Below are 20,171 nucleotides of genomic sequence, written 5' to 3'. Positions count from 1 at the left end.
CTCAACCACACTAAATTTTATCAAGACCTCACTTTTGCAGGTCTTTTTATATAGGATTTAAGATGGATTTAATCAGGTTGCAGGAGTTATTTGAAAGAGAAGTAAAAAGAAAGGTGAAGACTATTGATCTGGAAAGAGAAAAAGATACATCTCTCCAATTTCTTCTAGAGCGTGAAACCGTTTCTAAATATTCAAATCCTGGTACTCAGTTACTCTGGGAAATTTACTGCGCTGGCGCTACTGATGCTAAGAAAAAAATGAAAGTAATCCTTCCTAATCTTAAAGAAAAACCAGATGGTTTTTATGATGCGGGTTATAACGAAGGCATTGAAGATTGCCGTAGGCATATAATGGCTCAACAAGTAAGTATATCTGAAAAATAGTTACTTTATCTTTATATACCATTTTGTATTATTTAAAACTCTATCAATATCTTTTCTAACTTCATGTTTTGAATTTGGGTCAAGAATGAAAATTTGACCATTATGTTTGAAATATACTACCCAATGCCAAGTATCTGTATTTTCTTTATAGTTTATAGCAAGAATAGCTCTTTCTGGCAAAGAGCTTCTTCCGTGAGTGTATGGAACCCTTTTTTTTCCTAATGTTATATGCAATTTTTCTGCTAAATGATTTAGATCACTAGCTTTAGTGTAAAAAGGACCATTGATATTAAAACTAAGTGAGCATACAGCGAGGGCTTTAATTTCTGAATATGTTTTATTTGATATCATTGCTATACAGGCAATGCCACAGCCTGTGCTGTCTTCTTGTTTTACTTTTGTATACATCATTATGGATATTCCAACCTTTCACATCTCATTATTACTAGATTAGCATTTTTTATATTTAACCTTCAAAATAATTAACTCGGACACTCCGTAGGGGGTGTATATGCGCATGGAAAAATTAACCAATGCTACCTACGGAACGGCTGGCTTAACTGCCTTTTTTGCAAGCCTCTCACTTTATGAATGGGGATTTGTAATAGGGATGGGATTCAGCATGCTCCTTGGGTTAGCAACTTATTTTATGACACAGCGAGAACAGAGGAAACGAACAGCGTTATTTGCTGAATTAGTTCATCGAAATTGTTCTAGCGATCCACAAGACATAGAAAAGATAGTTGGCGAGATGCTGACTAAAGCTAAAAAGGACATTTAATGAATCTAAAACAGAAAGTAGCAGCAGTTGCGAGTGCCGGTGCGGTAAGCATTGCGCTAACAATGATTGGTTACTTTGAAGGTGTTCGTTATGAACCTTATCGTGATGTGGCAGGTGTTTTGACGGTTTGTTATGGTCACACTGGAAACGACATCATTCAAGATAAGACATACACACAGCAAGAATGTGATGAATTACTGCAGAAAGACTTTATCAGAACGCAACAGCAAGTTGATGTCCTGGTTAAAGTGCCAGTAGATGATAAAACAAAAGCTTCTCTATATTCCTTCGCTTTCAATGTCGGCACCACAGCTTTTGCACGCTCTACATTGCTAAAGAAATTAAACGCAGGTGATCAGTATGGCGCTTGTGAAGAAATGAAACGTTGGGTTTATGCGGGTGGAAAGGTTTGGCGAGGGCTAGTCAGTCGTAGAGATGCGGAGTCAGCACTATGTCATGGAAACCTTTAATTATCGTTATCAGCTTTATCCTCTCATTACTAATCACAGTCGCTGGTGGCATTTATCTCTCAATTGATAATTCATGTGTTAACGATAAAGCCAGTTTAGAAAAACGCTGTCAGATAGCTCTCTCACATCATCGGTACTAATTATGAAGCATTGGAAACTTTACATTGTCATTGTGATAGTGGGGATTGTTGCTAGCGGTTGCGTTCTGATTAATACACAAGCTGAAAAAATTAACACGCTGGCAGAAAACAATAAAAAGCTTACTGCAACACTTGAAGAGCAGAAGGCTATCAATACTGACTATCAAGTGCGCATAGAGCGACTAAATCAACTTGATACAAGACACACACAGGAGCTTGTTAATGCAAAGAATGAAATTAGTCGCTTGCGTGATATTAGTGAGCGTAACCCTAAGCGGGTGTACATCAAAGCCGAGTGTCCAAAATCCGAAGGCGTTACCACCCCCAGCGTGGCTAATGCAACCACCGCCCGACCTACTGACACCGCTATCAGAAATTATTGGTTACTCAGAGAGCGAATTGCAGAATCAGAGCAAGTAATATTGGGATTGCAGGATTACATTAGAATGGAGTGTGTGAACTAAAAAAGCCCAGCATGGGTGCATGGGCAAACTAGCAAGATATTAATCAAAGTATAGTGATGCTTGCTTACTATAGCTTAAGTAAGAATATATACCAGATTGATAATTCTGATTAACCTATTTCTTACCTAAATAAAAACGCAAGATAAAAATAACCCTGTGAGTTTGGGCTCCCACAAGGCTTTCACTAGTATGTGTGAAAACATTAGATTACCAATATCCAGTAAACCAATCTGTTAATAATCAACGTAAATTTTTAGAAAAAACATAGAAAATAACATTCCCTATTGAGAGGATTCTTAGATTTATAAAGAATAATTACTGTATATTTAAACAGTGCTCTTAAATATTCAAGAGTATAAAAATGTGGAGCAAGATGGCTTCATTATAAACACTAAAGGAGTAGTGAATATGTTAGTTATTAAAGATGATGGAAAATATGCACAAGAATATATTGAATTAACTTCAGACCAAATTAAGGGGATGGTACGTACTCCGCTTGGAGAATATTATCAAGGTGCTTTACTTATTTCTGTTATTCGACGTTCATTTCCAAAGTCTGTTGGTCCTGTTGGTCATTGGCAACAAGATCCTATTTTAGGTCGAGACAATTATTTCGTGGTTTTTTGTTTGGAGAATAAATTATTTTTGTATAACTTTATTCCTGTGATTAATTCCACGAGAGACGATTGGTCAACAGACGATACTTCAGCATATCCTATGGATGTAGCGCAAGATGAAGATTATATGATTAAAATGGTTCAAGGTATTGAATTCCCATACGCTAATGAATTTTAGTTTATAAAACCTATCTATTCAAATAAATACAGCCTCGCTTAATAGTGAGGCTTTTTAATTCGTCGCATTATCACCGTTTCTTATTATGGAGAGACATAAACATATTTAATTCTACAAACGTCATTCATTGAGTGGCGTTGATAGAGTTTATATAGATAGCCATCAGTTAATAGCTGGTGGCTTTTTTATTGGAGAACATTATGTCAGATGATCAGATTAACTATGATGCGATAGGTCGTGATGTGTATCTATCCAGAAGAATACATTCTTTAATTAAAATCAGACAATGTGAGTTAAAACATATTTCCGTTTTAATAAATGAATATTGGGATCCTTACAACGATCAGCGTAATGAATATATGCTCTTTGATTGCAATGAATTTCCAGTGTTAATTGAATCAATTCAATACATCGATAATCAGCTTAAAGAATTGCTTCCAGAGCAGAATAAGTGGGCCAAGATTGCAGGTGGTGAACCTATTGTTATTGAGGGATTAAACGATGTTAGATAACACTATTCAATTAAAAGTCTCAGTAGATACAAGTGAGTTAGATAAGTTAGAAGAGCAACTCACTCGCATTAAGCAACTGATACAAGATGTGGGTATCAAGGTCAATATCAAACCAGAGCAAGTCAGTGATTACTTTATTGCATGCTTAGGTGATTGTTTTATTAAAGATGCCCTTATTAATTCGGCTGTGTTCAAGGGGGGTACTTGTCAGTAATAAGCTAGAGCAGGACGCTAAGGCTGAGCTGGCAGATTTACGCATGCGAGCTAATAGTCAAGATATTGCTATCACTGAGCTAAAAAGAGTAATGGAAACTCAGCATCAAGCATGGTCACAAGCGGTGAGTGAACTAAATAACAGAACGTGGTGTAGTCAGAAATAAACCATGAAAAAACGCAATGTCTATGGTGGTCGCTGGGCTAAAGTGCGATTAGCGTTTCTTAATGAACATCCGCTCTGTGTTATGTGCAAAGAGCAAGGGCGCATTACTGCAGCCACAGTTGTTGACCATATTATTCCGCATCGACTTAGAGATGCAATCCAATCTGGTGATAAGGCCCTTATCACAAAAGCACAAGCCCTATTCTGGGATAAGAAGAACTTTCAAAGCTTATGTGACCTTCACCACAACTCAACAAAACAGAGAATGGAAAAGAGTGGAAAAGTTGTTGGTTGTAATGCTGACGGCATTCCCCTTGATCCTAACTCTCACTGGAATAAGTAAGGTAATATCAATTGTAATTATAACGGTGGGGGTGGGTAAAAAGTTCAAATCTTTTTGTTTGGATTACCTAGCCCCGTCATTTGTGTGCACAACCGCGAAATGAAAAGTTTTTTTCTGGGAGGTTCCGATGGCAGGACGACGCCCGAAACCGACCCACTTGAAGGTGGTCACCGGTAATCCGGGGAAAAGAAAACTTAACGATAAAGAACCACAACCTAAACGTGAAATTCCAAGCCCACCTGAACATTTGACGGACTGGGGAAAAATGGCATGGGTAAAGTTAACGCTATTGTTGGATGGGATGGGCGTTCTGACTATTGCTGACGTATTTGCGTTAGAAAGGCTGTGTGATATTTATGCCGATATTCTTCAGTTGCGAGACACCATCGCCATTGAAGGTCGAACATATACAACAAAAACCCAATTAGGGGATTTTTTAATTAAAGCGAATCCCGCAGTGGCGATGCTGGCTGATGCGGATCGACGTTTCAAAAGTTATTTAGTCGAGTTTGGTTTAACGCCAGCATCTCGCTCAAAGGTGAAAGTAGATGGTGGAGAAGAAGAGGAAGACCCACTCAACCAATACTTCGGTTGATCCTGCAACTCAATATGCTCAAGACGTTAATAGTGGAAAGATACTGGCTGGCCCTGATATCAGAAATTCTTGCGCAAGGCATCTCAAAGATCTAAATGAAGCTAAAAAGCGCGGTTTAGTCTGGGATGTTGATGCTGTACAGCGAGCCATTGGATTCTTTGCCAAGGTGTTAAAACTTAATGGTGGTGAGCATGAAGGGAAGCCATTTATCCTATTGCCTTGGCAATGTTTTGTCATCGGCTCCATCTTTGGGTGGAAAATGGAAGATGGTACACGTCGATTTCGCATGGCGTATGTTGAGTCAGGAAAAGGCTCAGGCAAGTCTCCATTAGCTGGTGGGGTTGGCCTTTATTGTTTAGTTGCTGATGGTGAACCTCGCGCCGAAGTTTATGCTGCAGCAACAAAGAAAGACCAGGCTATGATTTTATTTCGTGATGCAGTGGCAATGGTTGATCAGTCACCAGCACTTAGTCAGCGTATTACTAAATCAGGCGGTGCAGGTAAAGAGTGGAATTTGGCTTTTTTAAAGACAGGCTCATTCTTTAGGCCAATTAGTTCTGATGATGGGCAATCAGGCCCTCGTCCACACTGCGCCCTTATCGACGAAATTCATGAACATCGCAATAACACTGCTGTTGAAATGATGCGTGCCGGTACAAAAGGTCGGCGACAAGCATTAATATTCATGATCACAAACAGTGGTCATGATAAAACAAGCGTATGTTATGACTACCATGAGTACGGACGAAAAGTTGCTGAAAGCACCATTGAAGATGACAGTTTCTTTTCTTATATCTGTTCTCTTGATGAAGGCGACGACCCGTTTAAAGATGAATCGTGTTGGGGAAAAGCAAATCCTTCTCTAGGTTATACCTTCACGGATCGCTATTTACGTGAGCAAGTCACACAAGCCCAAGGCATGCCAGCAAAAGAAAGTATTGTTCGGCGTCTTAACTTTTGCCAATGGGTAGATGCAGATAATCCGTGGATCAATGGTGACACATGGATGAATAGAGAGAAACTCTTTACTTTGGGAGATCTACAAGGTGAAGAATGCTATGGCGGATTAGACTTATCAGGAACACGAGACTTAACTGCGCTCGCGCTCTATTTTCCTCGCATCAAACACTTATATGTTGAATTTTGGACACCCAAAGACACTTTAGTGGAAAGAGCTAAAACTGACCGGGTTCCTTATGATGCATGGGTTAGACAAGGCTTTGTTCATACAACACCGGGTAAAGCAGTTAAATATGAATTTGTTGCAGAGCGTCTCTCTGAAATAACTCACCACGTTAATTTGCTTGCAATTGGATTTGACCAATATCGCATTAAATATCTTGAGCCTGAGCTAGATGAAGCTTCAGTTACTGTGCCTCTTATTCCTCATGGGCAGGGATATTACAAAGCTAAGGACTCAGGATTATGGATGCCTCACTCAATAGAATTATTTGAAGAACTTATCGATGATGAAGAAATTGTCATTCATGCGAATCCTTGTTTGAGGTGGAATGCAGCTTCTGCTGTTTTAGAAGCTGATCAAAAAGAAAATCGTATTTTTGCTAAAAAGAAAAGTACCGGACGAATTGATGGTGTTGTTGCATCAGCCATGGCAATTGGTACTGCTGAAGGTGAGGTTACTGATGATGGTAACCTTGATGATTTTTTCTCTAACCCTCTGAGTATGTGATGACAGATAAACAATATTCAATAGATTTGCGCACTAATCATGGTTGGTTTGCGCGTCTGGCTTCTTTCTTTGTTGGTGGAAGGCTAGTAACACCTGAACAAGGTTCACAATCAGGCGTTATTTCTGCACAAGGATCACTTGGTGATTCCTCTGTAAATGATGAGAGAATATTACAAATATCAACGGTTTGGCGTTGTGTTAGTTTGATTTCGACGTTAACTGCCTGCTTGCCATTGGATGTTTTTGAAACGGATAAGCAAGGAAATAGAAGTAAAGTTGATTTAAGTAACCCATTGGCTCGATTACTGCGATATTCACCCAATCAATATATGACTGCTCAGGAGTTTCGAGAGGCAATGACCATGCAGCTTTGCTTTTATGGTAATGCTTACGCACTGATTGAGCGAAATAAATTTGGTGACGTGATCAGTTTGCTTCCTTTGTTGTCTGCCAATATGGATGTCCGCATGGAGGGGAAAAATGTTATTTATAAATATCAGCGAGATCATGAATTTGCGAAATTTAAACAACACGAAATTTTTCACTTAAAAGGGTTTGGTTTTAATGGGTTGGTAGGGTTGTCACCCATTGCGTATGCGTGTAAGACAGCAAGTACGGCAGTTGCGATGGAAGATCAACAGCGTGAATTTTATGCCAATGGAGCGAAGTCCCCTAAAATCCTGACAACGGGTGATAAGGTATTAAATAAAGAGCAACGTGGCCAACTTGAAGAGAATTTCAAAGAAATCGCAGGTGGTCCCGTTAAAAAACGATTGTGGATATTGGAGGGAGGGCTTAAAGCCGAAGATATTGGTGTTAGCCCTCAAGATGCAGAAACAATGGCATCGCGTAAGTTTCAAGTCAGTGAGTTAGCTCGTTTCTTTGGTGTTCCCCCTCATTTAGTCGGTGATGTTGAAAAGTCAACGAGTTGGGGAACTGGCATTGAACAGCAAAACTTAGGGTTTCTTCAATATACCTTACAACCCTATATCTCTCGATGGGAAAATTGTGTTTCAAGATGGCTTTTAAAACCGAGTGATATTGGTAAATACCATGCAGAGCACAATCTTGATGGGCTATTGAGAGGGGATTCTGCTTCTCGCGCGACCTTCATGAAAGCGATGGGAGAATCAGGTCTAAGAACTATTAATGAAATGAGACGGCTCGATAACTACCCGCCACTTGAAGGAGGGGATGTTGCATACCGACAAGCGCAATATTTACCAATAAATCAACTTAGCAAAGAGCCTCACGAAAGTGGGGCTTAATTATTTATGGGGGCAAAATGTCCGACATTAGAAAAACACTCGCCTTTGATGATGCAGAGATTAAATTCACCGGTGATGGAACCCAAGGCATTTTTGAAGGGTATGCATCTGTATTCAGTAATACCGATTCAGATGGAGACATTATTTTGCCCGGTGCTTTTAAGGGGGTTTTAGCCAATCAGAAACGCAAAGTAGCTATGTTCTATAACCATCGAGCATGGGAGTTACCAGTAGGTAAATGGGAACACATGGAAGAGGACTCAAAAGGATTGCTTGTTCGAGGGCAACTCACGCCTGGTCATAGTGGCGCTCAAGATTTAAAAGCAGCAATGAAACACGGTACCGTGGAAGGTATGTCAGTTGGTTTTGGTTGCGTTCGTGAGGGTTTTGATGTGACTTCCTCTGGACGTATTTTTAAAAATATTTCTATGCTACGGGAAATCAGTATTTGTACTTTCCCTGCAAATGAACAGGCTCAAGTTTCGTCACTAAAAAGTGTCGATGGCCTATCCACTATTCGTGATATTGAAGATTGGCTGAGAGAGTCAGTAGGTCTGTCAAAATCAGAAGCGATTGGCTTCATCTCCCGCTTCAAATCAGCTATTCGGAGTGAGTCCGATGGCACTCAAAAATCTCAAGTAGATTCCATTATTAACCAAATTAATTCATTTAATCTGAAAGGATAAATTATGTCTGATTTAACCCAAATTCAAAAAGCCATCGAAGACTCACAAACTAAAGTTAAAGAGTTATTTGATGAGCAGAAAAAGCAAATTGAAGAAACGGGAACCATTTCAAAGCAATTACAGACTGATTTAACAACCGTGCAAGAAGAACTAAAAAAAGCGGGTGAACGCCTGTTTGATTTAGAGCAAAAAGGTGCGACAAGTGCTGATGACCCAAATGCTAAAAAGGATTTCTCAGAACGAGCATCAGAAGAGCTTATTAAGTCGTGGAATGGTAGTGCAGGGTCTTATGAAGTGAAAACATTCAATAAGTCACTGGGTAGTGATGCAGGTTCAGCGGGGCCGTTAATCCAACCGATGCAAGTGCCTGGTATTGTCATGCCAGGTATGCGTCGTCTCGTTGTTCGTGATTTATTAGCGCAAGGTCGTATTTCTAGTAATTCACTAGAATATGTTCGCGAAAAACTATTTACCAATAACGCTGCTCCAGTGAAAGAAAAGGCTCAAAAGCCTGAATCTGACCTGACTTTTGAAAAGCAAACCACTAACGTGATCACTATCGCGCACTGGATCCAAGCGTCACGCCAAGTTATGGACGATGCGGCACAACTGCAGTCTTACCTGAACACTCGTTTATTATACGGTTTAGCATTAGTTGAAGAAAATCAACTGCTTAATGGTGACGGTTCAGCTGATAACCTGACAGGTGTTAACCAAGTCGCAACTGCGTATGACATCACGCTAAATGCCACTGGGGACACGCAAGCTGACTTAATCGCCCACGCTATTTATCAGGTAACAGAATCTGAGTTTAGTGCATCAGGAATTATTTTAAACCCGCGTGACTGGCATACCATTGCACTAATGAAAGATAAAGAAGGGCGTTATATTTTTGGTGGTCCTCAAGCATTTACTTCAAATGTCATGTGGGGATTACCAGTTGTACCAACAAAAGCACAAACACAAGGTGAATTTACTGTCGGTGCATTCGATTTAGCTTCTCAAGTTTGGGATCGTATGGATGCAACCATTGAAGTGAGTCGTGAAGATCGCGACAACTTTGTGAAAAATATGCTGACTATTTTATGTGAAGAACGTCTAGCGTTAGCACACTATCGCCCACAAGCACTTATCAAAGGCTCTTTTGCAACAGCGGAAGGTAAGTCAACAAAATAAATAACAGGCAGGGGGAGGCAACTCTCCCTAATATTGCTTATGGATATCTTAGATGTAGTCTCACTTCCATTGTTAAAACAACATATTGAGTATGACGATAATGATCGCGATGAACAAATCACATTCTATGCTCAAAGTGCTCTCGATTATTGTTTGAGATGGTGTGATGAGCCAGCATGGAAATTACCTGAAGATATTCCTCATCCAGTTAAGTCGGCCATGCTCTTAGTGCTCGGAGATATGTTTGAACATAGAACTAGTCAAAGTGAAATTCAATTATATGAAAATAAAGCGGTAGAACGGTTGTTATTTCAATATCGGAATTGGCGAGGTGCTGAATGAATCCTGGTCGATTACGTCATAATATAAAAATACAAAAACCAACATTAGCACCCGATGCAATTAGCGGTAATGAAGTGATTTGGGAGGATTTCTTACCAAAAATACGAGCATCTATTGCACCTTATCAGGGGCGTGAATACTTTCAGGCACAGCAAGTCCAAAGTGAAGCCAGCACACGTATTCTTATTCGTTATGTGTCAGGAATAAACACGTCAATGCGTGTCGTTTATGGTGAAAGGGTATTCGATATCATCTCAATTATTGATCCGAAAGAGCAACACAGAGAACTACAACTGATGTGCAAGGAAGGAGTTAATGATGGGTGAGATTAAAATCAGTGGATTGCCTGAAATACAACGAAAAATGCAAGAAGTTGCGCGCAAAGTTAGAAACCGTAGCGCACGCAAAGCAATGAATGCAGGGGCATCGACATTAAAAAAGGAAATTAAGAGCCGTGTCCCTATTTTAAAAGAAGATGTTCCACATCGACGCAAGGGAACAATTAAGCGTAACGTTCGCTCTAAAACAAAGGTACAGCGTAACGGGCAAACAAAAACACGTATCTGGGTAAAGTCTTTACCGGGTAAAAAAATCACTGCATTCAAACAAGCGACAGGAAAAAGTGCAGCATTGAACCCGAATGATCCCTTTTATTGGTGGTTTGTTGAGTTTGGTACTTCAAAGATGCCGGCTCAACCTTTTATGAGACCGGGTTTTGAAGCTAAAAAAGAAGCCACCGCAAAAGTGATTGTTCAAACGTTAAAAGAGGAAATTGAGAAAACAAGGTAATAATATGATTTATCAATTAAAGGAAGCCCTTTCACCGCTAGTCGATGAAAGGGTTTTTTTTCAGGTATTGCCTGAAGGTAAATTGGTTTACCCCGCATTAGTGATCCAGTTTTCCAGCATCACACCGAATAACGCGCTTGCTGAGATGGATCTTGATAATTATCGCGTCCAGCTCGATGTGTACGACTCTAACCCAAAAAACCTCACCGTAATGCGTAAGAAAATAAACTCAGTTATGACTGAAAGCATTCCTTTTTCTCAACGCATTAACACGTTTTTCGAATACGAATCCGATGTCAAATTACATCGGCTCATTCTGGAATTTATTATCTCATCAGATAAATAGGATATTGATATGGCAAAGCAAAAAAGTCATAAAGCAACTCCCTTCCTTGGCACGAAGTTGTTTGTTCAAACAGGATTAGGTGAAGAGGTTAGCATTACTGCTGCGACACTCTCTCCTGCCTCGCTCACTATTGAAGGAAGTAAATTAAAAGCTGATGACATGATTGTGTTATCAGGTTTAGGCGAACTCGATGGGCGTTTTCCTGTCGCCAGTGTTGAAGGTGATAAGGTGACGTTGTGTGATGAAGTGGATTGGAGCGAGAAAACATTACCCACCGATTTTACCGAAGCAAAAGCACAACGAATTCAATGGTCAAATAATTTCTGTGCCGTAAAAAGCTTCAGTAAAGATGGCTCAACAACTGAACAAATTGATGTGACGACAATTTGTAGTGACGGCAAAGAATATGAGTCGGGTGACACTGAATACGGCTCAATTAAATTAACGTTCTTCTTGCAGTATAGCTCTAGCGCTGTTCAGCGATTATTACGGAAGTATGAAAATAGCAAAGAAAAATTTGCTGTAAAAATGGTGCTCACTCGCGATGAAGGCGCCATGTTCTACTTCGGTTCAATAGAAACAGGGATGAACATTGAGGGGAGCGTTGGACAGATGATGGACTCAGGTGTGTCGATTAAATTGTCTGGTCGTGACTATTTAAATGTTCCTTTAGCTTCTGTACAAAAAACTAATCTTAGCAAAACGAAATAAGGGGCACTATGTCAAGCGCATTATTACGTGAGTTGGTGTTAAATCAAGCACTTAAAATTACTCCTTTTACTTATCTAGATAATACCTTTTATGTTAAAGAACTGGATGTTGGCACCATGAATTACATTCAGCGAAAATTACGTCAAATAAAGATTAAGCTTGCAGAAGAGCAAGATATTTATTTAGACGAAGAGGATGCTGATCAATTCAATGAAGCAGTGAACCGTGTTTATGACGAGTTTGATGTGGCACGTATGCTTGCCTTTAAACTCTGTGATGAAAAAGGGGAACTCCTTTTTGATGCTGAAAATGAAGAGGACCTAAAAGGTCTTAATCGCTTAGGGCAAGGGTTCTCTAATGCTGTTTTTAATGCGGAGGGAGGTAACGAAAAAAACTCACCGACCGACGACAATTCCAAATAATATTGTCGTTGGCATTAGGTAAAACCCTTTCTGAAATAGAACAAATGCCCGAAAGCCATTTGTGTGAATATGAAGCCTTTTATCGCAAACAACCCTTTGGTTTATGGCGAGAGGATTACCGAATAGCACAAGTGGCTCATCTTTTAGCAATAGCAAATTGCGATCCGAAATCTACCCCACCTCAATTAACTGACTTCATGCCCATGTGGCAGAAAAAGCCCACAGAAGCTGAAGAGTGGGATAGTGTGACTCAGAATGTTTTAGCTCATCGTTAGCCCCTTAGCGGGGCTTTTATTTTATTGTTTTAAGGAGTTTCTATGGCTGGCGCATTGGGAACATTAAATATTGATTTAACGCTGAACACGGCTAGTTTCACCAATGCAATCAACCGTAGTCAGCATCAAACAGAACGATTCAATCAAAGTGTTCGCGTGAGTTTGCAATCTATTACTGTTCAACAAGAACGCATGGCATCACAAACAGCAAAATCAGCCTCGTCATTTGCTAACTTTGCTAAAGTAGTGACAGGCGCACTTTCTGTTCATCAGGTGATCAGTTATGCCGATGGTTGGACGGACTTACAAAACAGATTGAAGTTAGTTACAAAAAGCACTCAAGAATTAAATAAAGCAACCAATGACGTCTATACCATCGCTCAAAAAACTTACCAATCTTTGGATGCTACGGCACAGGTTTATCAGCGTTTTTCTGATAATGCAGAACGATTAGGTATTAACCAGCAAAAAGTCGCTGAACTGACTGAAACGGTATCTAAAGCCGTCTCTCTTTCTGGAACCAGCGCAGCAGCTGCAGCAACGGGTTTAACACAATTTGGTCAAGCATTGGCGGCAGGTCGGTTACGTGGGCAAGATTTAAACTCTGTTATCGAACAAATCCCCGGTTTAGCACAAGCTATTGCCGAAGGCATGGGGATCAGTATGGGAGAGTTAAAACAAAAAGCTCAAGATGGTGAAACCTCGATAGATAAAATTATTGAATCATTAGAACGAGTGAAAGCCTCTGTTGATCAAAAGTTTGCCACTAGCATTACTACTGTTAGCCAATCCTTTACTAATTTACAGTCTGCAATGACGAGGTTTGTTGGTGAAACAAATCAAAGCACTGGTGCAACTCAATTATTAAATATGGGGTTATCTGCATTATCTAATAATTTTTCTGAAGTAATGAAAGTAGTCGAAACATTAGCGGTTACGGCTATTGTGATAAAAATAACAAAATGGACTCAAGCTACTTATGCGCAAACTACAGCAACAAAATTAAAAGTCCAACAAGACCTGATTGCAGCTAAAGCGACGCAAGCAAAAATGACAGCAGAGTTAGAATTGGCTCGTGTTGAGATGCGTTCTTTGCAAGCACAACTTCAATTAGCTCAGACAGAAGCTCAGCGCAGTAGTATTAGAATGCGAATGAAAGCGCAATCTTCAATTATTGTATCGGCTACAAATGCCGAAACGTTAGCAATACAACGATTGAATGCAGCACAAAGAGCCAGTTCAACATTAGGACGTGGATTTGGAGGCGCGCTTGCTTTTCTTGGTGGTCCATTAGGGATCGCAACAGGCTTATTGACTGCAGGTGCAATGGCTTATTATGAGTGGCAACAACAGGCAGAGCAATCAAGGCAAAAGGCTCTTGAGTATGCTGAATCATTAGACGTTGCGACAGAGTCATTGAAGAAATTAAGTGATGCTGAGCGTCAGGCGTCAATGGTAAAACTTGCAGAAGGTTTAGATGCAAGAGCCACAAAGATTGACGAACTTACGCAGAAGCAAAAAGAGTTAATCGAGCTTTCTAAGGTAGATCTAGCCGATAAAGGATTACAATTTTACTATACTAATGATTTTGATTCTTACTCTTCAGGAATGTTTAAAGCGCAAAAAGAGGAAATTCAAGTTACAGCTGATCTTGAGGCTGAAAAAAGAAAATTAGGTATAGAACGAGGAAAGATGGCGACATTGATGGACGCGGAAGTCCAAAAAAACGGCATGGTTTCTAATGCTTATGCACTTTATGCAAGCCGTATTTATGATGCTTCCGTAAAATCTGATGAATTGGTTGGTAAGCTCCATCTACAAGGTTCTGCTTTTGATAATTTAGCGCAATCTATTCGCTCAGCCACTCAGGAGCAACAACAGTTTTCAGCGAACTCTTTAATTATCGTATCTGCTGATGCTCAAAAATCAATAGATGCCTCTCTTCGAGCCATTGAAAAAGCCAAAGCTACTGGCGAAGCATTGGCTAAGCTTAATGCAGAGGATGTCCTCGCTAGCAGAAAAGTAACGCCTGATATGCAAGGCTATGATAAAGCGTTACAGGCTGAAATTGACGCACAACTTGCCTCACAATCTAAAAAAATCAAACCACCTAAAACGCCAAGATCAAGCATTGATTATGCCAAACAGTACACAAAACTCCTTTCTGATTTACAAGAAAAACAAGCCTCATTAATTGCAGATGGACAGAGCATTCAACTGTATGGCACGACATCTTCATTTAATGAATATAATTCTGCACTTGCTGATATCAAAAAGAATAAAGAAAAATTCGACGAAATATTAAAGATTGATCCAAAGGCAATCGAAACTATCAAAGAGAAAGCTAAAGCCATTGATGATATGGCTCGCGCGAATTCAGTGGCTCAATTTGCTTATGATCGCGGTAAAGAAGTTAAGCAAATGCAGTTTGAAACCTCATTAATAGGAAAATCAAGGGCAGAACAGGAGCGCTTAAATGCTTTGAGGGAAGTTGATCTGCTGTATAAGCAAGCCAGTGTGGATTTAGGAGATAAAGAACTCGCAAACTTACAGCGCAATGTCGAACTTACAAAGCAAAAAATTGATGCCGAATTACAAAAACGGGAATTAATGAAATTAGATCCTGTTGAAGGTTTAAATCAGGGGCTTTCAGATTTTAGTGATTCCGTTACCAATGTGATGGAAAACGTTAAAAATGTAACCGCTAGTGCTCTGAATAATATGTCTGATTCTTTAGCTGATTTTGTTTTAACAGGCAAAGGAAGCTTTAAAGATTTTGCGAATGCTGTGATATCTGATATTACTCGGATGGTGATGAAAATGCTGGTTTTTAAAGCGATTGAAGCCGGGACTAGCTTTTTTATGGGCGGAGCTTCTGGCGGTGGTGATGCTGGTGGAGGACCAGGAGGACTTTTTGCGTATGGTGGGTATACGGGGCATGGTGGAAAGTTTGAGCCAAAAGGCGTTGTTCATGGTGGTGAGTTTGTTTTCACAAAAGAAGCGACAGCAAAATTAGGGATCGGCAATCTTTATCGCTTGATGAATTCGACACAGGGCTATGCTTCTGGTGGTTTTGTTGGTTCATTAGCTGGAAAAGTGCCATCAACACCAGTCACAACATCATTTTCATCAGGAGTTAATATCACAGTGGTAAATCAAATTACTGTTACAGGTAACGGTGATGCTGTTCTTGCTCAAGCAATGAAAGAAGCGGCAGAGCAAGGCACAGAAGCTGGAGCACAAAAAGCAAGGGCGATTATATTGCAAGATTTTCAGAGTAATGGAACTGCACGTAGAACATTAGGAGTGTAGATGAACATTTTAGCATGGCCAGAAGATGTATGCCCTATTAATGAAGATTGGCAATTACTCAGTAATAGTAAAACGTTCACCTCTCCGTTTAATGGTAGTAGTCAAACAGTTCGTTTCCCAGGAAGCCGTTGGCGCTGTGAGTTAACGTTTAGTAATTTAAGCGAAGAAAAATCACGTAAACTTGAGGCTCTTGTTGCTGCACTTGATGGTATGTCAGGAAGAGTGAGAATATCGAGCTGGATCAGAAAAGGGAAAGAAGGGTACGGAACTCCTAAAGTTGCTTTAGCCGGTCAGTCTGGGGTCTCTTTACAAACATCAGGCTGGAAGCGAAATATGCGCGTTTTACAGCAGGGTGACCGCCTCACGATTGGGAATGAGTTGAAAATGGTAGTAGCCGATGTTGTTAGCGATAACGAAGGGCGAGCTGTCATTTCAATTTCTCCCATGCTCAGAACTCCACCTGCATTGAACGAAGATGTGATCATTAAAGCCCCTTTTGGGGTTTTTCGATTATCAGATAATGAGCAAGGGAGGTTTCAACATCGCCGACTAGGATACTCTAATGTTACCCTTTCTTTTGAGGAGGTACTGTATTAATGCAATATCATCCATTTTCTGACAGCATGGTTAAAGCAATTAACGAAGGCGCTTATATCGTGCTTGCAGCTCGACTGGATTTAAAATCGGGTATAACTTGTGCGCATACTGGTGTTGGTCAACTTATTATTGCTGGAGAGACTTATTTAGGTGTTGGAAGTCTTGGTGAAATCAGCCAACTTAATGAAAATAAGACAACAAGCCCGCCTCAATTACAGCTCAAACTAGCTGGTTTTGACAAGTCCCTTGTCGGTATGGTGATGAATGAACAAAGCCGAGGGAGAGAGGTGCGATTAATGATAGTGGCAATTGGAGAAGATGGTAAGCCACTATTAGCGGAAATATTGTTTGCTGGGCAGATCTCATCAATTAGTGTTGTTTCTGGTGAAGAGAACGCTGTTTGTGTTAATGTTTCTAATCGATTTGAACGATGGTCAATTGGTTTACCTGATAGATTTACTGATGAATCATGGTCATCTCGAAGGCATGGCGATCGTATCTTTCGCTATGTAGCTCAAATGGCTGAGCGGGCTATTTATTGGGGTAGTAAGAAAGACGCGCCTGCGTTTATTTATAAATAATTTTCATAAGGTAATGAAGTATGTATAAATATTTTTTTTGTATATTTTCTATTTTTTTCATGACGGGGTGTGCTAATCAAGAACCATTAAAGAAAGTAACTTCATCAGGTAAGCCGGAAGGCGTATACAGCAATACGACTAAATCATCAGTAAAAGATGCGTTAAGCACCTACTGTAATGAGAGAGGTTTTATAGTATTAGAATCAACGGACTCAGGAGTTTTGTGCTCAAAGAAAACTGAAGCCGGTACAGCTGTTATGTCACAACTTGCTATTGGCAATTCTTATTCGACAACACCAGAAGTAAAACTAAAGTTTTCGATAAGTGAAGTAGGTGAAGTTATTAAAGTTTGGGCTGATGCTTGGTTTGAGACCCAAATGGCTATGGGGCAAGTTAATAGAATGGATATTAAGAACAATTCAGATATTAACCAAATACAAGATAGGTTAGATAATTTATCTCCTAAAAAAATTCAAGAAAAGAAATAAAAAAATTATCGAGGGTGAATGAAACAACCAAACTGGACACTCCAGTTACCAGAAACCATAAGGGCGGCCATGAGTCGCCCTTTTTCATGGGGTGAATTTGATTGTTGTGTTTTTGCCTCTGAATGTATCAAGGCTCAATGCGGATTTTCTCCAATAAAACCCTTTCTTGGAAAATATAAAACCAAAGCCGAAGCCTTCAACTTTATCAAATCTAAATTTGGCTCACTTGATAGAGCAGTTTCCCACTATTTTAAATCTATTTCTGTTGATTCTGTACAGCGTGGGGATCTTGTCATGTTCAAAGGTGATGATGGTGACAGTATGGCCGTAGTATGGGCGGGTAATTATTGGGGCGTTACTTCTATTGGTGTTAGGCCGGTGCAAATTAACCCTATCAAAGCGTGGAGAGTGGAATAATGGGCGGTAGTGGTGGATTACTTACAAAAGTGGTTGGTGCTGGGTTGATGATCGCAGGGTTATTCAATGGCGGGATCACCGCGCCGTTAGGTATAGCGTTAATGTCGGCAGGTATCGCTGTTCAAGTTGCCGGCTCTTTAATATTCAAACCGAAAATCCCCTCAATGAATTATCGTGACACTAGCGAACGAAAGCAAATGTTACGCTCTCCTTCTGCGTCAGAAACGGTCATTGTTGGCAAAACCGTTGCTTCTGGATTGCTTTTCTTTGCTGAAGAAGAATCAGGAGAACAAGAGGAAAATGAAAAAATCACACTGGCACTTGCTTTGGCTGGGCATCCTATCGATAGGGTGGGAAAAATTTGGCTTGGTGATGATCTCATTGAGACTTTTGGTGACAAGGCTTCGTGGGAATTACATAACGATAGGGAAGATGCAGATCCCTTTATGCTAAAAAACTGCCCATCATGGAAAGAGGATATGATTGGGCGAGGTATGGCTTGGTTACGTGTGACACTCACATTTGACCAAGAAAAATTCCCTTATGGTTTACCCAATGTGAAATGTGAAATTTGGGGTAAAGAACTCTTCGATCCGCGTACAGGGGAAACACAATGGTCGAATAATGGTGCTCTAGTTATTCTTGATTATTATAGAGATTATTTAAAGGTTCCTGATAGCGATATTGATTTTGAGAGCTTTAAGCAATCCGCAGATTTATGTGATGAAAGCGTAAGTGATGCTGAAAATGGCTCTGAGCGTCGATACACATTAAACGGTGCTTATGATCTAAATGAAAGCCCATCTAGTGTATTGGAAGCAATGCATAAATGTATTAATGCGGAGCCTACATTTACAGCAGGAAAACACGGCATTCAAGTTGGTGCATATTATGGGCCAGCATTGAAAACTATTACAGAATCACAACTTATTGATACCGTAACTTGTACTCCTGAAACGGGGCTAAAAGATGCCACTAATGCGGTGTACGGTACTTTCATTGACGCTGAGCAACTCTATACCAAGACAGATTTTACGCCTGTTATTGTCAATGAATGGATAGAAGAGGATGGTTTAGAAATCAGGGAAAATGTTGATTACCGCTTTGTTACCAGTCCTTATCAAGCACAGCGACTAGCACGACAATACTTGCGCAAAAAGAAAGCTGGTAGAAGTATTCAACTGACAATGAATTTGGATGGTTATGCGTATCGCCCCGGTGAAGTTGTTTTATTAGATTTACCTTCTTTAAATATTAGTGGGCTTGAGTTTCGTATTGCTGAATGGACCTTTCATGCTTTAGAGGGTGTTTCTCTTACATTAGAAGAAGATGGCGCTTATTTATATGAGGATGTGATTGGTAAACCCTTTGTTAGACCTCCATTCACTAAACTACCTACAGGTGGTGTAGCAGCACCCATTAATCTGGCCTTTGTTCCACTTTCTGTCACAGACATTGTTCAGGGATATATCTCATGGCAGAACGTGGCATCTGATATTCGTTATAACACAGTTAATATTCTCCAGAATGGCAAGGTTATACAGTCTATTCAGGTACCGGGGGAGCGTGTTGATATAAACGGTTTAACTCGAGGCACTTATCGTGTCGAAGTGAGAGCAATTAATGTCGCTGGTGCTATGTCTGCGCCTGCTATTAGTGATTTTGCAATTCAGGCACCGCCAGCACCAATCAGTGTTGAAATAACGCCAGGTATGTTCAGTTTAACGGCATCACCTAAACAGGGCGATAGTACTGTCTTTGGTTATACCTTTGAGTTTTGGTTTAGCGAGAAAAAACTCGCCAATCTCTCTGAAAATGAGGTGATCACCAAAACAAACAAAGTTGGCCAAGGAAACTTCTGGACGCAAGAGAATTTAAAAGCAGGACATACGTATTATTTTTATGTTCGGACAATCAACAGCTATGGCAAATCATCGTTTGTGGAAGCTTCGGGTATTCCAGTTTCATTGCCAGACGACATATTTGATGATTTAGATAACACAGTTAGAGAAACGGACGCGTTTAAAGAGCTCGATAAAAAGCTTGATTGGAATGCTGAGACAGCGATTATTTTAAGTAATACGAGCCATCGTAATCTTAGACAGCTGTTAGTGAAACATGCCGAATCTCAGGCCGGCATTAGTGAGCTATGGCAAGCTAACGCAACTCAAGAAGAAGCATGGGCGCAGGAAGTCAAAGAAATTTACTC

29 protein-coding genes are annotated in these 20,171 nt (G+C 40.1%); 28 read left to right on the top strand and 1 reads right to left on the bottom strand.

Annotated features, from left to right (window positions below):
- The first annotated feature begins 62 nt into the window (after positions 1-62).
- Entirely contained in the window at positions 63-383 is a 321-nt protein-coding gene (locus ABN217_RS06315; protein ID WP_349459214.1) for a phiTE_015 family protein, read from the top strand.
- Here ABN217_RS06315 and ABN217_RS06310 read toward each other — a convergent pair whose 3' ends face one another.
- Positions 384-794, bottom strand: a complete 411-nt coding sequence (locus tag ABN217_RS06310; protein WP_349459213.1) for a cysteine peptidase family C39 domain-containing protein — start codon at positions 792-794, stop codon at positions 384-386. It abuts the gene before it with no gap.
- A gap of 100 nt (positions 795-894) precedes the next feature.
- Here ABN217_RS06310 and ABN217_RS06305 point away from each other — a divergent pair, with 100 nt between their 5' ends.
- The 27 genes from ABN217_RS06305 to ABN217_RS06175 form a co-directional block, all read left to right on the top strand.
- Positions 895-1,164, top strand: a complete 270-nt coding sequence (locus tag ABN217_RS06305; protein WP_036904926.1) for a bacteriophage protein — start codon at positions 895-897, stop codon at positions 1,162-1,164.
- Complete coding sequence (locus ABN217_RS06300; RefSeq protein WP_349459212.1) at positions 1,164-1,634, top strand: lysozyme; 471 nt, start codon at positions 1,164-1,166, stop codon at positions 1,632-1,634. Before ABN217_RS06305 ends, ABN217_RS06300 begins: the two co-directional genes overlap by 1 nt.
- On the top strand, positions 1,616-1,774 hold the full coding sequence (locus ABN217_RS06295) for a hypothetical protein (RefSeq protein ID WP_349459211.1): 159 nt from the start codon (positions 1,616-1,618) through the stop codon (positions 1,772-1,774). The genes ABN217_RS06300 and ABN217_RS06295 overlap by 19 nt, the downstream gene beginning before the upstream one ends.
- A gap of 2 nt (positions 1,775-1,776) precedes the next feature.
- Positions 1,777-2,238, top strand: a complete 462-nt coding sequence (locus ABN217_RS06290; RefSeq protein WP_349459210.1) for a lysis protein — start codon at positions 1,777-1,779, stop codon at positions 2,236-2,238.
- A gap of 408 nt (positions 2,239-2,646) precedes the next feature.
- Positions 2,647-3,033 (top strand): hypothetical protein, encoded by a 387-nt coding sequence (locus ABN217_RS06285; protein WP_349459209.1) that lies wholly within the window; start codon positions 2,647-2,649, stop codon positions 3,031-3,033.
- Positions 3,034-3,233: 200 nt separating this feature from the next.
- Positions 3,234-3,545 carry a hypothetical protein gene (locus tag ABN217_RS06280; RefSeq protein ID WP_349459208.1) on the top strand — a complete coding sequence of 104 codons (312 nt, stop codon included), beginning with the start codon at positions 3,234-3,236 and terminating at the stop codon, positions 3,543-3,545.
- Entirely contained in the window at positions 3,535-3,759 is a 225-nt protein-coding gene (locus tag ABN217_RS06275) for a hypothetical protein (RefSeq protein WP_349459207.1), read from the top strand. The genes ABN217_RS06280 and ABN217_RS06275 overlap by 11 nt, the downstream gene beginning before the upstream one ends.
- A gap of 43 nt (positions 3,760-3,802) precedes the next feature.
- Positions 3,803-3,925 (top strand): hypothetical protein, encoded by a 123-nt coding sequence (locus ABN217_RS06270; RefSeq protein WP_349459206.1) that lies wholly within the window; start codon positions 3,803-3,805, stop codon positions 3,923-3,925.
- 3 nt (positions 3,926-3,928) lie between these two features.
- Positions 3,929-4,267 carry an HNH endonuclease signature motif containing protein gene (locus ABN217_RS06265; protein WP_349459205.1) on the top strand — a complete coding sequence of 113 codons (339 nt, stop codon included), beginning with the start codon at positions 3,929-3,931 and terminating at the stop codon, positions 4,265-4,267.
- A gap of 127 nt (positions 4,268-4,394) precedes the next feature.
- On the top strand, positions 4,395-4,862 hold the full coding sequence (locus ABN217_RS06260; RefSeq protein ID WP_064720837.1) for a phage terminase small subunit P27 family: 468 nt from the start codon (positions 4,395-4,397) through the stop codon (positions 4,860-4,862).
- Entirely contained in the window at positions 4,816-6,552 is a 1,737-nt protein-coding gene (locus ABN217_RS06255) for a terminase large subunit (protein WP_349459204.1), read from the top strand. The genes ABN217_RS06260 and ABN217_RS06255 overlap by 47 nt, the downstream gene beginning before the upstream one ends.
- The gene (locus ABN217_RS06250) at positions 6,552-7,820 is read left to right on the top strand and encodes a phage portal protein (protein WP_197269971.1); all 1,269 of its coding nucleotides are present in this window, start codon (positions 6,552-6,554) and stop codon (positions 7,818-7,820) included. Before ABN217_RS06255 ends, ABN217_RS06250 begins: the two co-directional genes overlap by 1 nt.
- A 17-nt stretch (positions 7,821-7,837) precedes the next feature.
- Complete coding sequence (locus tag ABN217_RS06245) at positions 7,838-8,506, top strand: HK97 family phage prohead protease (RefSeq protein WP_349459203.1); 669 nt, start codon at positions 7,838-7,840, stop codon at positions 8,504-8,506.
- A 3-nt stretch (positions 8,507-8,509) separates the two neighbouring features.
- The gene (locus ABN217_RS06240; RefSeq protein WP_349459202.1) at positions 8,510-9,682 is read left to right on the top strand and encodes a phage major capsid protein; all 1,173 of its coding nucleotides are present in this window, start codon (positions 8,510-8,512) and stop codon (positions 9,680-9,682) included.
- A gap of 39 nt (positions 9,683-9,721) precedes the next feature.
- Complete coding sequence (locus tag ABN217_RS06235) at positions 9,722-10,024, top strand: head-tail connector protein (RefSeq protein WP_064720832.1); 303 nt, start codon at positions 9,722-9,724, stop codon at positions 10,022-10,024.
- Positions 10,021-10,350, top strand: a complete 330-nt coding sequence (locus ABN217_RS06230; RefSeq protein ID WP_064720831.1) for a phage head closure protein — start codon at positions 10,021-10,023, stop codon at positions 10,348-10,350. The genes ABN217_RS06235 and ABN217_RS06230 overlap by 4 nt, the downstream gene beginning before the upstream one ends.
- A complete protein-coding gene (locus ABN217_RS06225; protein WP_349459201.1) occupies positions 10,343-10,813 on the top strand; it encodes an HK97-gp10 family putative phage morphogenesis protein in 471 nt (156 codons plus the stop codon). Before ABN217_RS06230 ends, ABN217_RS06225 begins: the two co-directional genes overlap by 8 nt.
- Positions 10,797-11,159, top strand: coding sequence for a tail completion protein gp17 (gp17, locus tag ABN217_RS06220; RefSeq protein ID WP_349459200.1), 363 nt, complete (start codon positions 10,797-10,799; stop codon positions 11,157-11,159). Before ABN217_RS06225 ends, gp17 begins: the two co-directional genes overlap by 17 nt.
- 9 nt (positions 11,160-11,168) lie before the next feature.
- On the top strand, positions 11,169-11,870 hold the full coding sequence (locus ABN217_RS06215; RefSeq protein ID WP_349459199.1) for a hypothetical protein: 702 nt from the start codon (positions 11,169-11,171) through the stop codon (positions 11,868-11,870).
- 8 nt (positions 11,871-11,878) lie between these two features.
- Entirely contained in the window at positions 11,879-12,292 is a 414-nt protein-coding gene (locus tag ABN217_RS06210; RefSeq protein WP_139654074.1) for a hypothetical protein, read from the top strand.
- Positions 12,293-12,294: 2 nt separating this feature from the next.
- Positions 12,295-12,567, top strand: coding sequence for a phage tail assembly protein T (locus tag ABN217_RS06205; protein WP_231619365.1), 273 nt, complete (start codon positions 12,295-12,297; stop codon positions 12,565-12,567).
- A gap of 42 nt (positions 12,568-12,609) precedes the next feature.
- Positions 12,610-15,879 (top strand): phage tail tape measure protein, encoded by a 3,270-nt coding sequence (locus tag ABN217_RS06200; protein WP_349459198.1) that lies wholly within the window; start codon positions 12,610-12,612, stop codon positions 15,877-15,879.
- Positions 15,880-16,476, top strand: a complete 597-nt coding sequence (locus ABN217_RS06195) for a hypothetical protein (protein WP_349459197.1) — start codon at positions 15,880-15,882, stop codon at positions 16,474-16,476.
- A complete protein-coding gene (locus ABN217_RS06190) occupies positions 16,476-17,057 on the top strand; it encodes a hypothetical protein (protein WP_349459196.1) in 582 nt (193 codons plus the stop codon). Before ABN217_RS06195 ends, ABN217_RS06190 begins: the two co-directional genes overlap by 1 nt.
- Before the next feature lie 20 nt (positions 17,058-17,077).
- The gene (locus ABN217_RS06185; RefSeq protein ID WP_349459195.1) at positions 17,078-17,545 is read left to right on the top strand and encodes a hypothetical protein; all 468 of its coding nucleotides are present in this window, start codon (positions 17,078-17,080) and stop codon (positions 17,543-17,545) included.
- Between the two features lie 18 nt (positions 17,546-17,563).
- On the top strand, positions 17,564-17,962 hold the full coding sequence (locus tag ABN217_RS06180) for a DUF6950 family protein (RefSeq protein WP_311750119.1): 399 nt from the start codon (positions 17,564-17,566) through the stop codon (positions 17,960-17,962).
- A partial coding sequence (locus ABN217_RS06175) for a phage tail tip protein J-related protein (protein ID WP_349459194.1) occupies positions 17,962-20,171 on the top strand: 2,210 nt, incomplete at its 3' end. The genes ABN217_RS06180 and ABN217_RS06175, both read left to right, overlap by 1 nt.

The sequence above is a fragment of the Proteus sp. fly-1067 genome, assembly GCF_040139345.1.
Lineage (GTDB): Bacteria > Pseudomonadota > Gammaproteobacteria > Enterobacterales > Enterobacteriaceae > Proteus > Proteus vulgaris_B.
The sequence above is the reverse complement of the archived record's forward strand: the minus strand, read 5'-3'. Positions and strand labels throughout refer to the sequence as shown.

What these genes read in the sequence shown, in the direction of transcription:
- ABN217_RS06315 (WP_349459214.1), top strand. Translation starts at nt 63, where the DNA reads ATGGATTTAATCAGGTTGCAGGAGTTATTTGAAAGAGAAGTAAAAAGA.
- ABN217_RS06310 (WP_349459213.1), bottom strand. Translation starts at nt 794, where the DNA reads ATGATGTATACAAAAGTAAAACAAGAAGACAGCACAGGCTGTGGCATT.
- ABN217_RS06305 (WP_036904926.1), top strand. Translation starts at nt 895, where the DNA reads ATGCGCATGGAAAAATTAACCAATGCTACCTACGGAACGGCTGGCTTA.
- ABN217_RS06300 (WP_349459212.1), top strand. Translation starts at nt 1,164, where the DNA reads ATGAATCTAAAACAGAAAGTAGCAGCAGTTGCGAGTGCCGGTGCGGTA.
- ABN217_RS06295 (WP_349459211.1), top strand. Translation starts at nt 1,616, where the DNA reads ATGTCATGGAAACCTTTAATTATCGTTATCAGCTTTATCCTCTCATTA.
- ABN217_RS06290 (WP_349459210.1), top strand. Translation starts at nt 1,777, where the DNA reads ATGAAGCATTGGAAACTTTACATTGTCATTGTGATAGTGGGGATTGTT.
- ABN217_RS06285 (WP_349459209.1), top strand. Translation starts at nt 2,647, where the DNA reads ATGTTAGTTATTAAAGATGATGGAAAATATGCACAAGAATATATTGAA.
- ABN217_RS06280 (WP_349459208.1), top strand. Translation starts at nt 3,234, where the DNA reads ATGTCAGATGATCAGATTAACTATGATGCGATAGGTCGTGATGTGTAT.
- ABN217_RS06275 (WP_349459207.1), top strand. Translation starts at nt 3,535, where the DNA reads ATGTTAGATAACACTATTCAATTAAAAGTCTCAGTAGATACAAGTGAG.
- ABN217_RS06270 (WP_349459206.1), top strand. Translation starts at nt 3,803, where the DNA reads ATGCGAGCTAATAGTCAAGATATTGCTATCACTGAGCTAAAAAGAGTA.
- ABN217_RS06265 (WP_349459205.1), top strand. Translation starts at nt 3,929, where the DNA reads ATGAAAAAACGCAATGTCTATGGTGGTCGCTGGGCTAAAGTGCGATTA.
- ABN217_RS06260 (WP_064720837.1), top strand. Translation starts at nt 4,395, where the DNA reads ATGGCAGGACGACGCCCGAAACCGACCCACTTGAAGGTGGTCACCGGT.
- ABN217_RS06255 (WP_349459204.1), top strand. Translation starts at nt 4,816, where the DNA reads ATGGTGGAGAAGAAGAGGAAGACCCACTCAACCAATACTTCGGTTGAT.
- ABN217_RS06250 (WP_197269971.1), top strand. Translation starts at nt 6,552, where the DNA reads ATGACAGATAAACAATATTCAATAGATTTGCGCACTAATCATGGTTGG.
- ABN217_RS06245 (WP_349459203.1), top strand. Translation starts at nt 7,838, where the DNA reads ATGTCCGACATTAGAAAAACACTCGCCTTTGATGATGCAGAGATTAAA.
- ABN217_RS06240 (WP_349459202.1), top strand. Translation starts at nt 8,510, where the DNA reads ATGTCTGATTTAACCCAAATTCAAAAAGCCATCGAAGACTCACAAACT.
- ABN217_RS06235 (WP_064720832.1), top strand. Translation starts at nt 9,722, where the DNA reads ATGGATATCTTAGATGTAGTCTCACTTCCATTGTTAAAACAACATATT.
- ABN217_RS06230 (WP_064720831.1), top strand. Translation starts at nt 10,021, where the DNA reads ATGAATCCTGGTCGATTACGTCATAATATAAAAATACAAAAACCAACA.
- ABN217_RS06225 (WP_349459201.1), top strand. Translation starts at nt 10,343, where the DNA reads ATGGGTGAGATTAAAATCAGTGGATTGCCTGAAATACAACGAAAAATG.
- ABN217_RS06215 (WP_349459199.1), top strand. Translation starts at nt 11,169, where the DNA reads ATGGCAAAGCAAAAAAGTCATAAAGCAACTCCCTTCCTTGGCACGAAG.
- ABN217_RS06210 (WP_139654074.1), top strand. Translation starts at nt 11,879, where the DNA reads ATGTCAAGCGCATTATTACGTGAGTTGGTGTTAAATCAAGCACTTAAA.
- ABN217_RS06200 (WP_349459198.1), top strand. Translation starts at nt 12,610, where the DNA reads ATGGCTGGCGCATTGGGAACATTAAATATTGATTTAACGCTGAACACG.
- ABN217_RS06195 (WP_349459197.1), top strand. Translation starts at nt 15,880, where the DNA reads ATGAACATTTTAGCATGGCCAGAAGATGTATGCCCTATTAATGAAGAT.
- ABN217_RS06190 (WP_349459196.1), top strand. Translation starts at nt 16,476, where the DNA reads ATGCAATATCATCCATTTTCTGACAGCATGGTTAAAGCAATTAACGAA.
- ABN217_RS06185 (WP_349459195.1), top strand. Translation starts at nt 17,078, where the DNA reads ATGTATAAATATTTTTTTTGTATATTTTCTATTTTTTTCATGACGGGG.
- ABN217_RS06180 (WP_311750119.1), top strand. Translation starts at nt 17,564, where the DNA reads ATGAAACAACCAAACTGGACACTCCAGTTACCAGAAACCATAAGGGCG.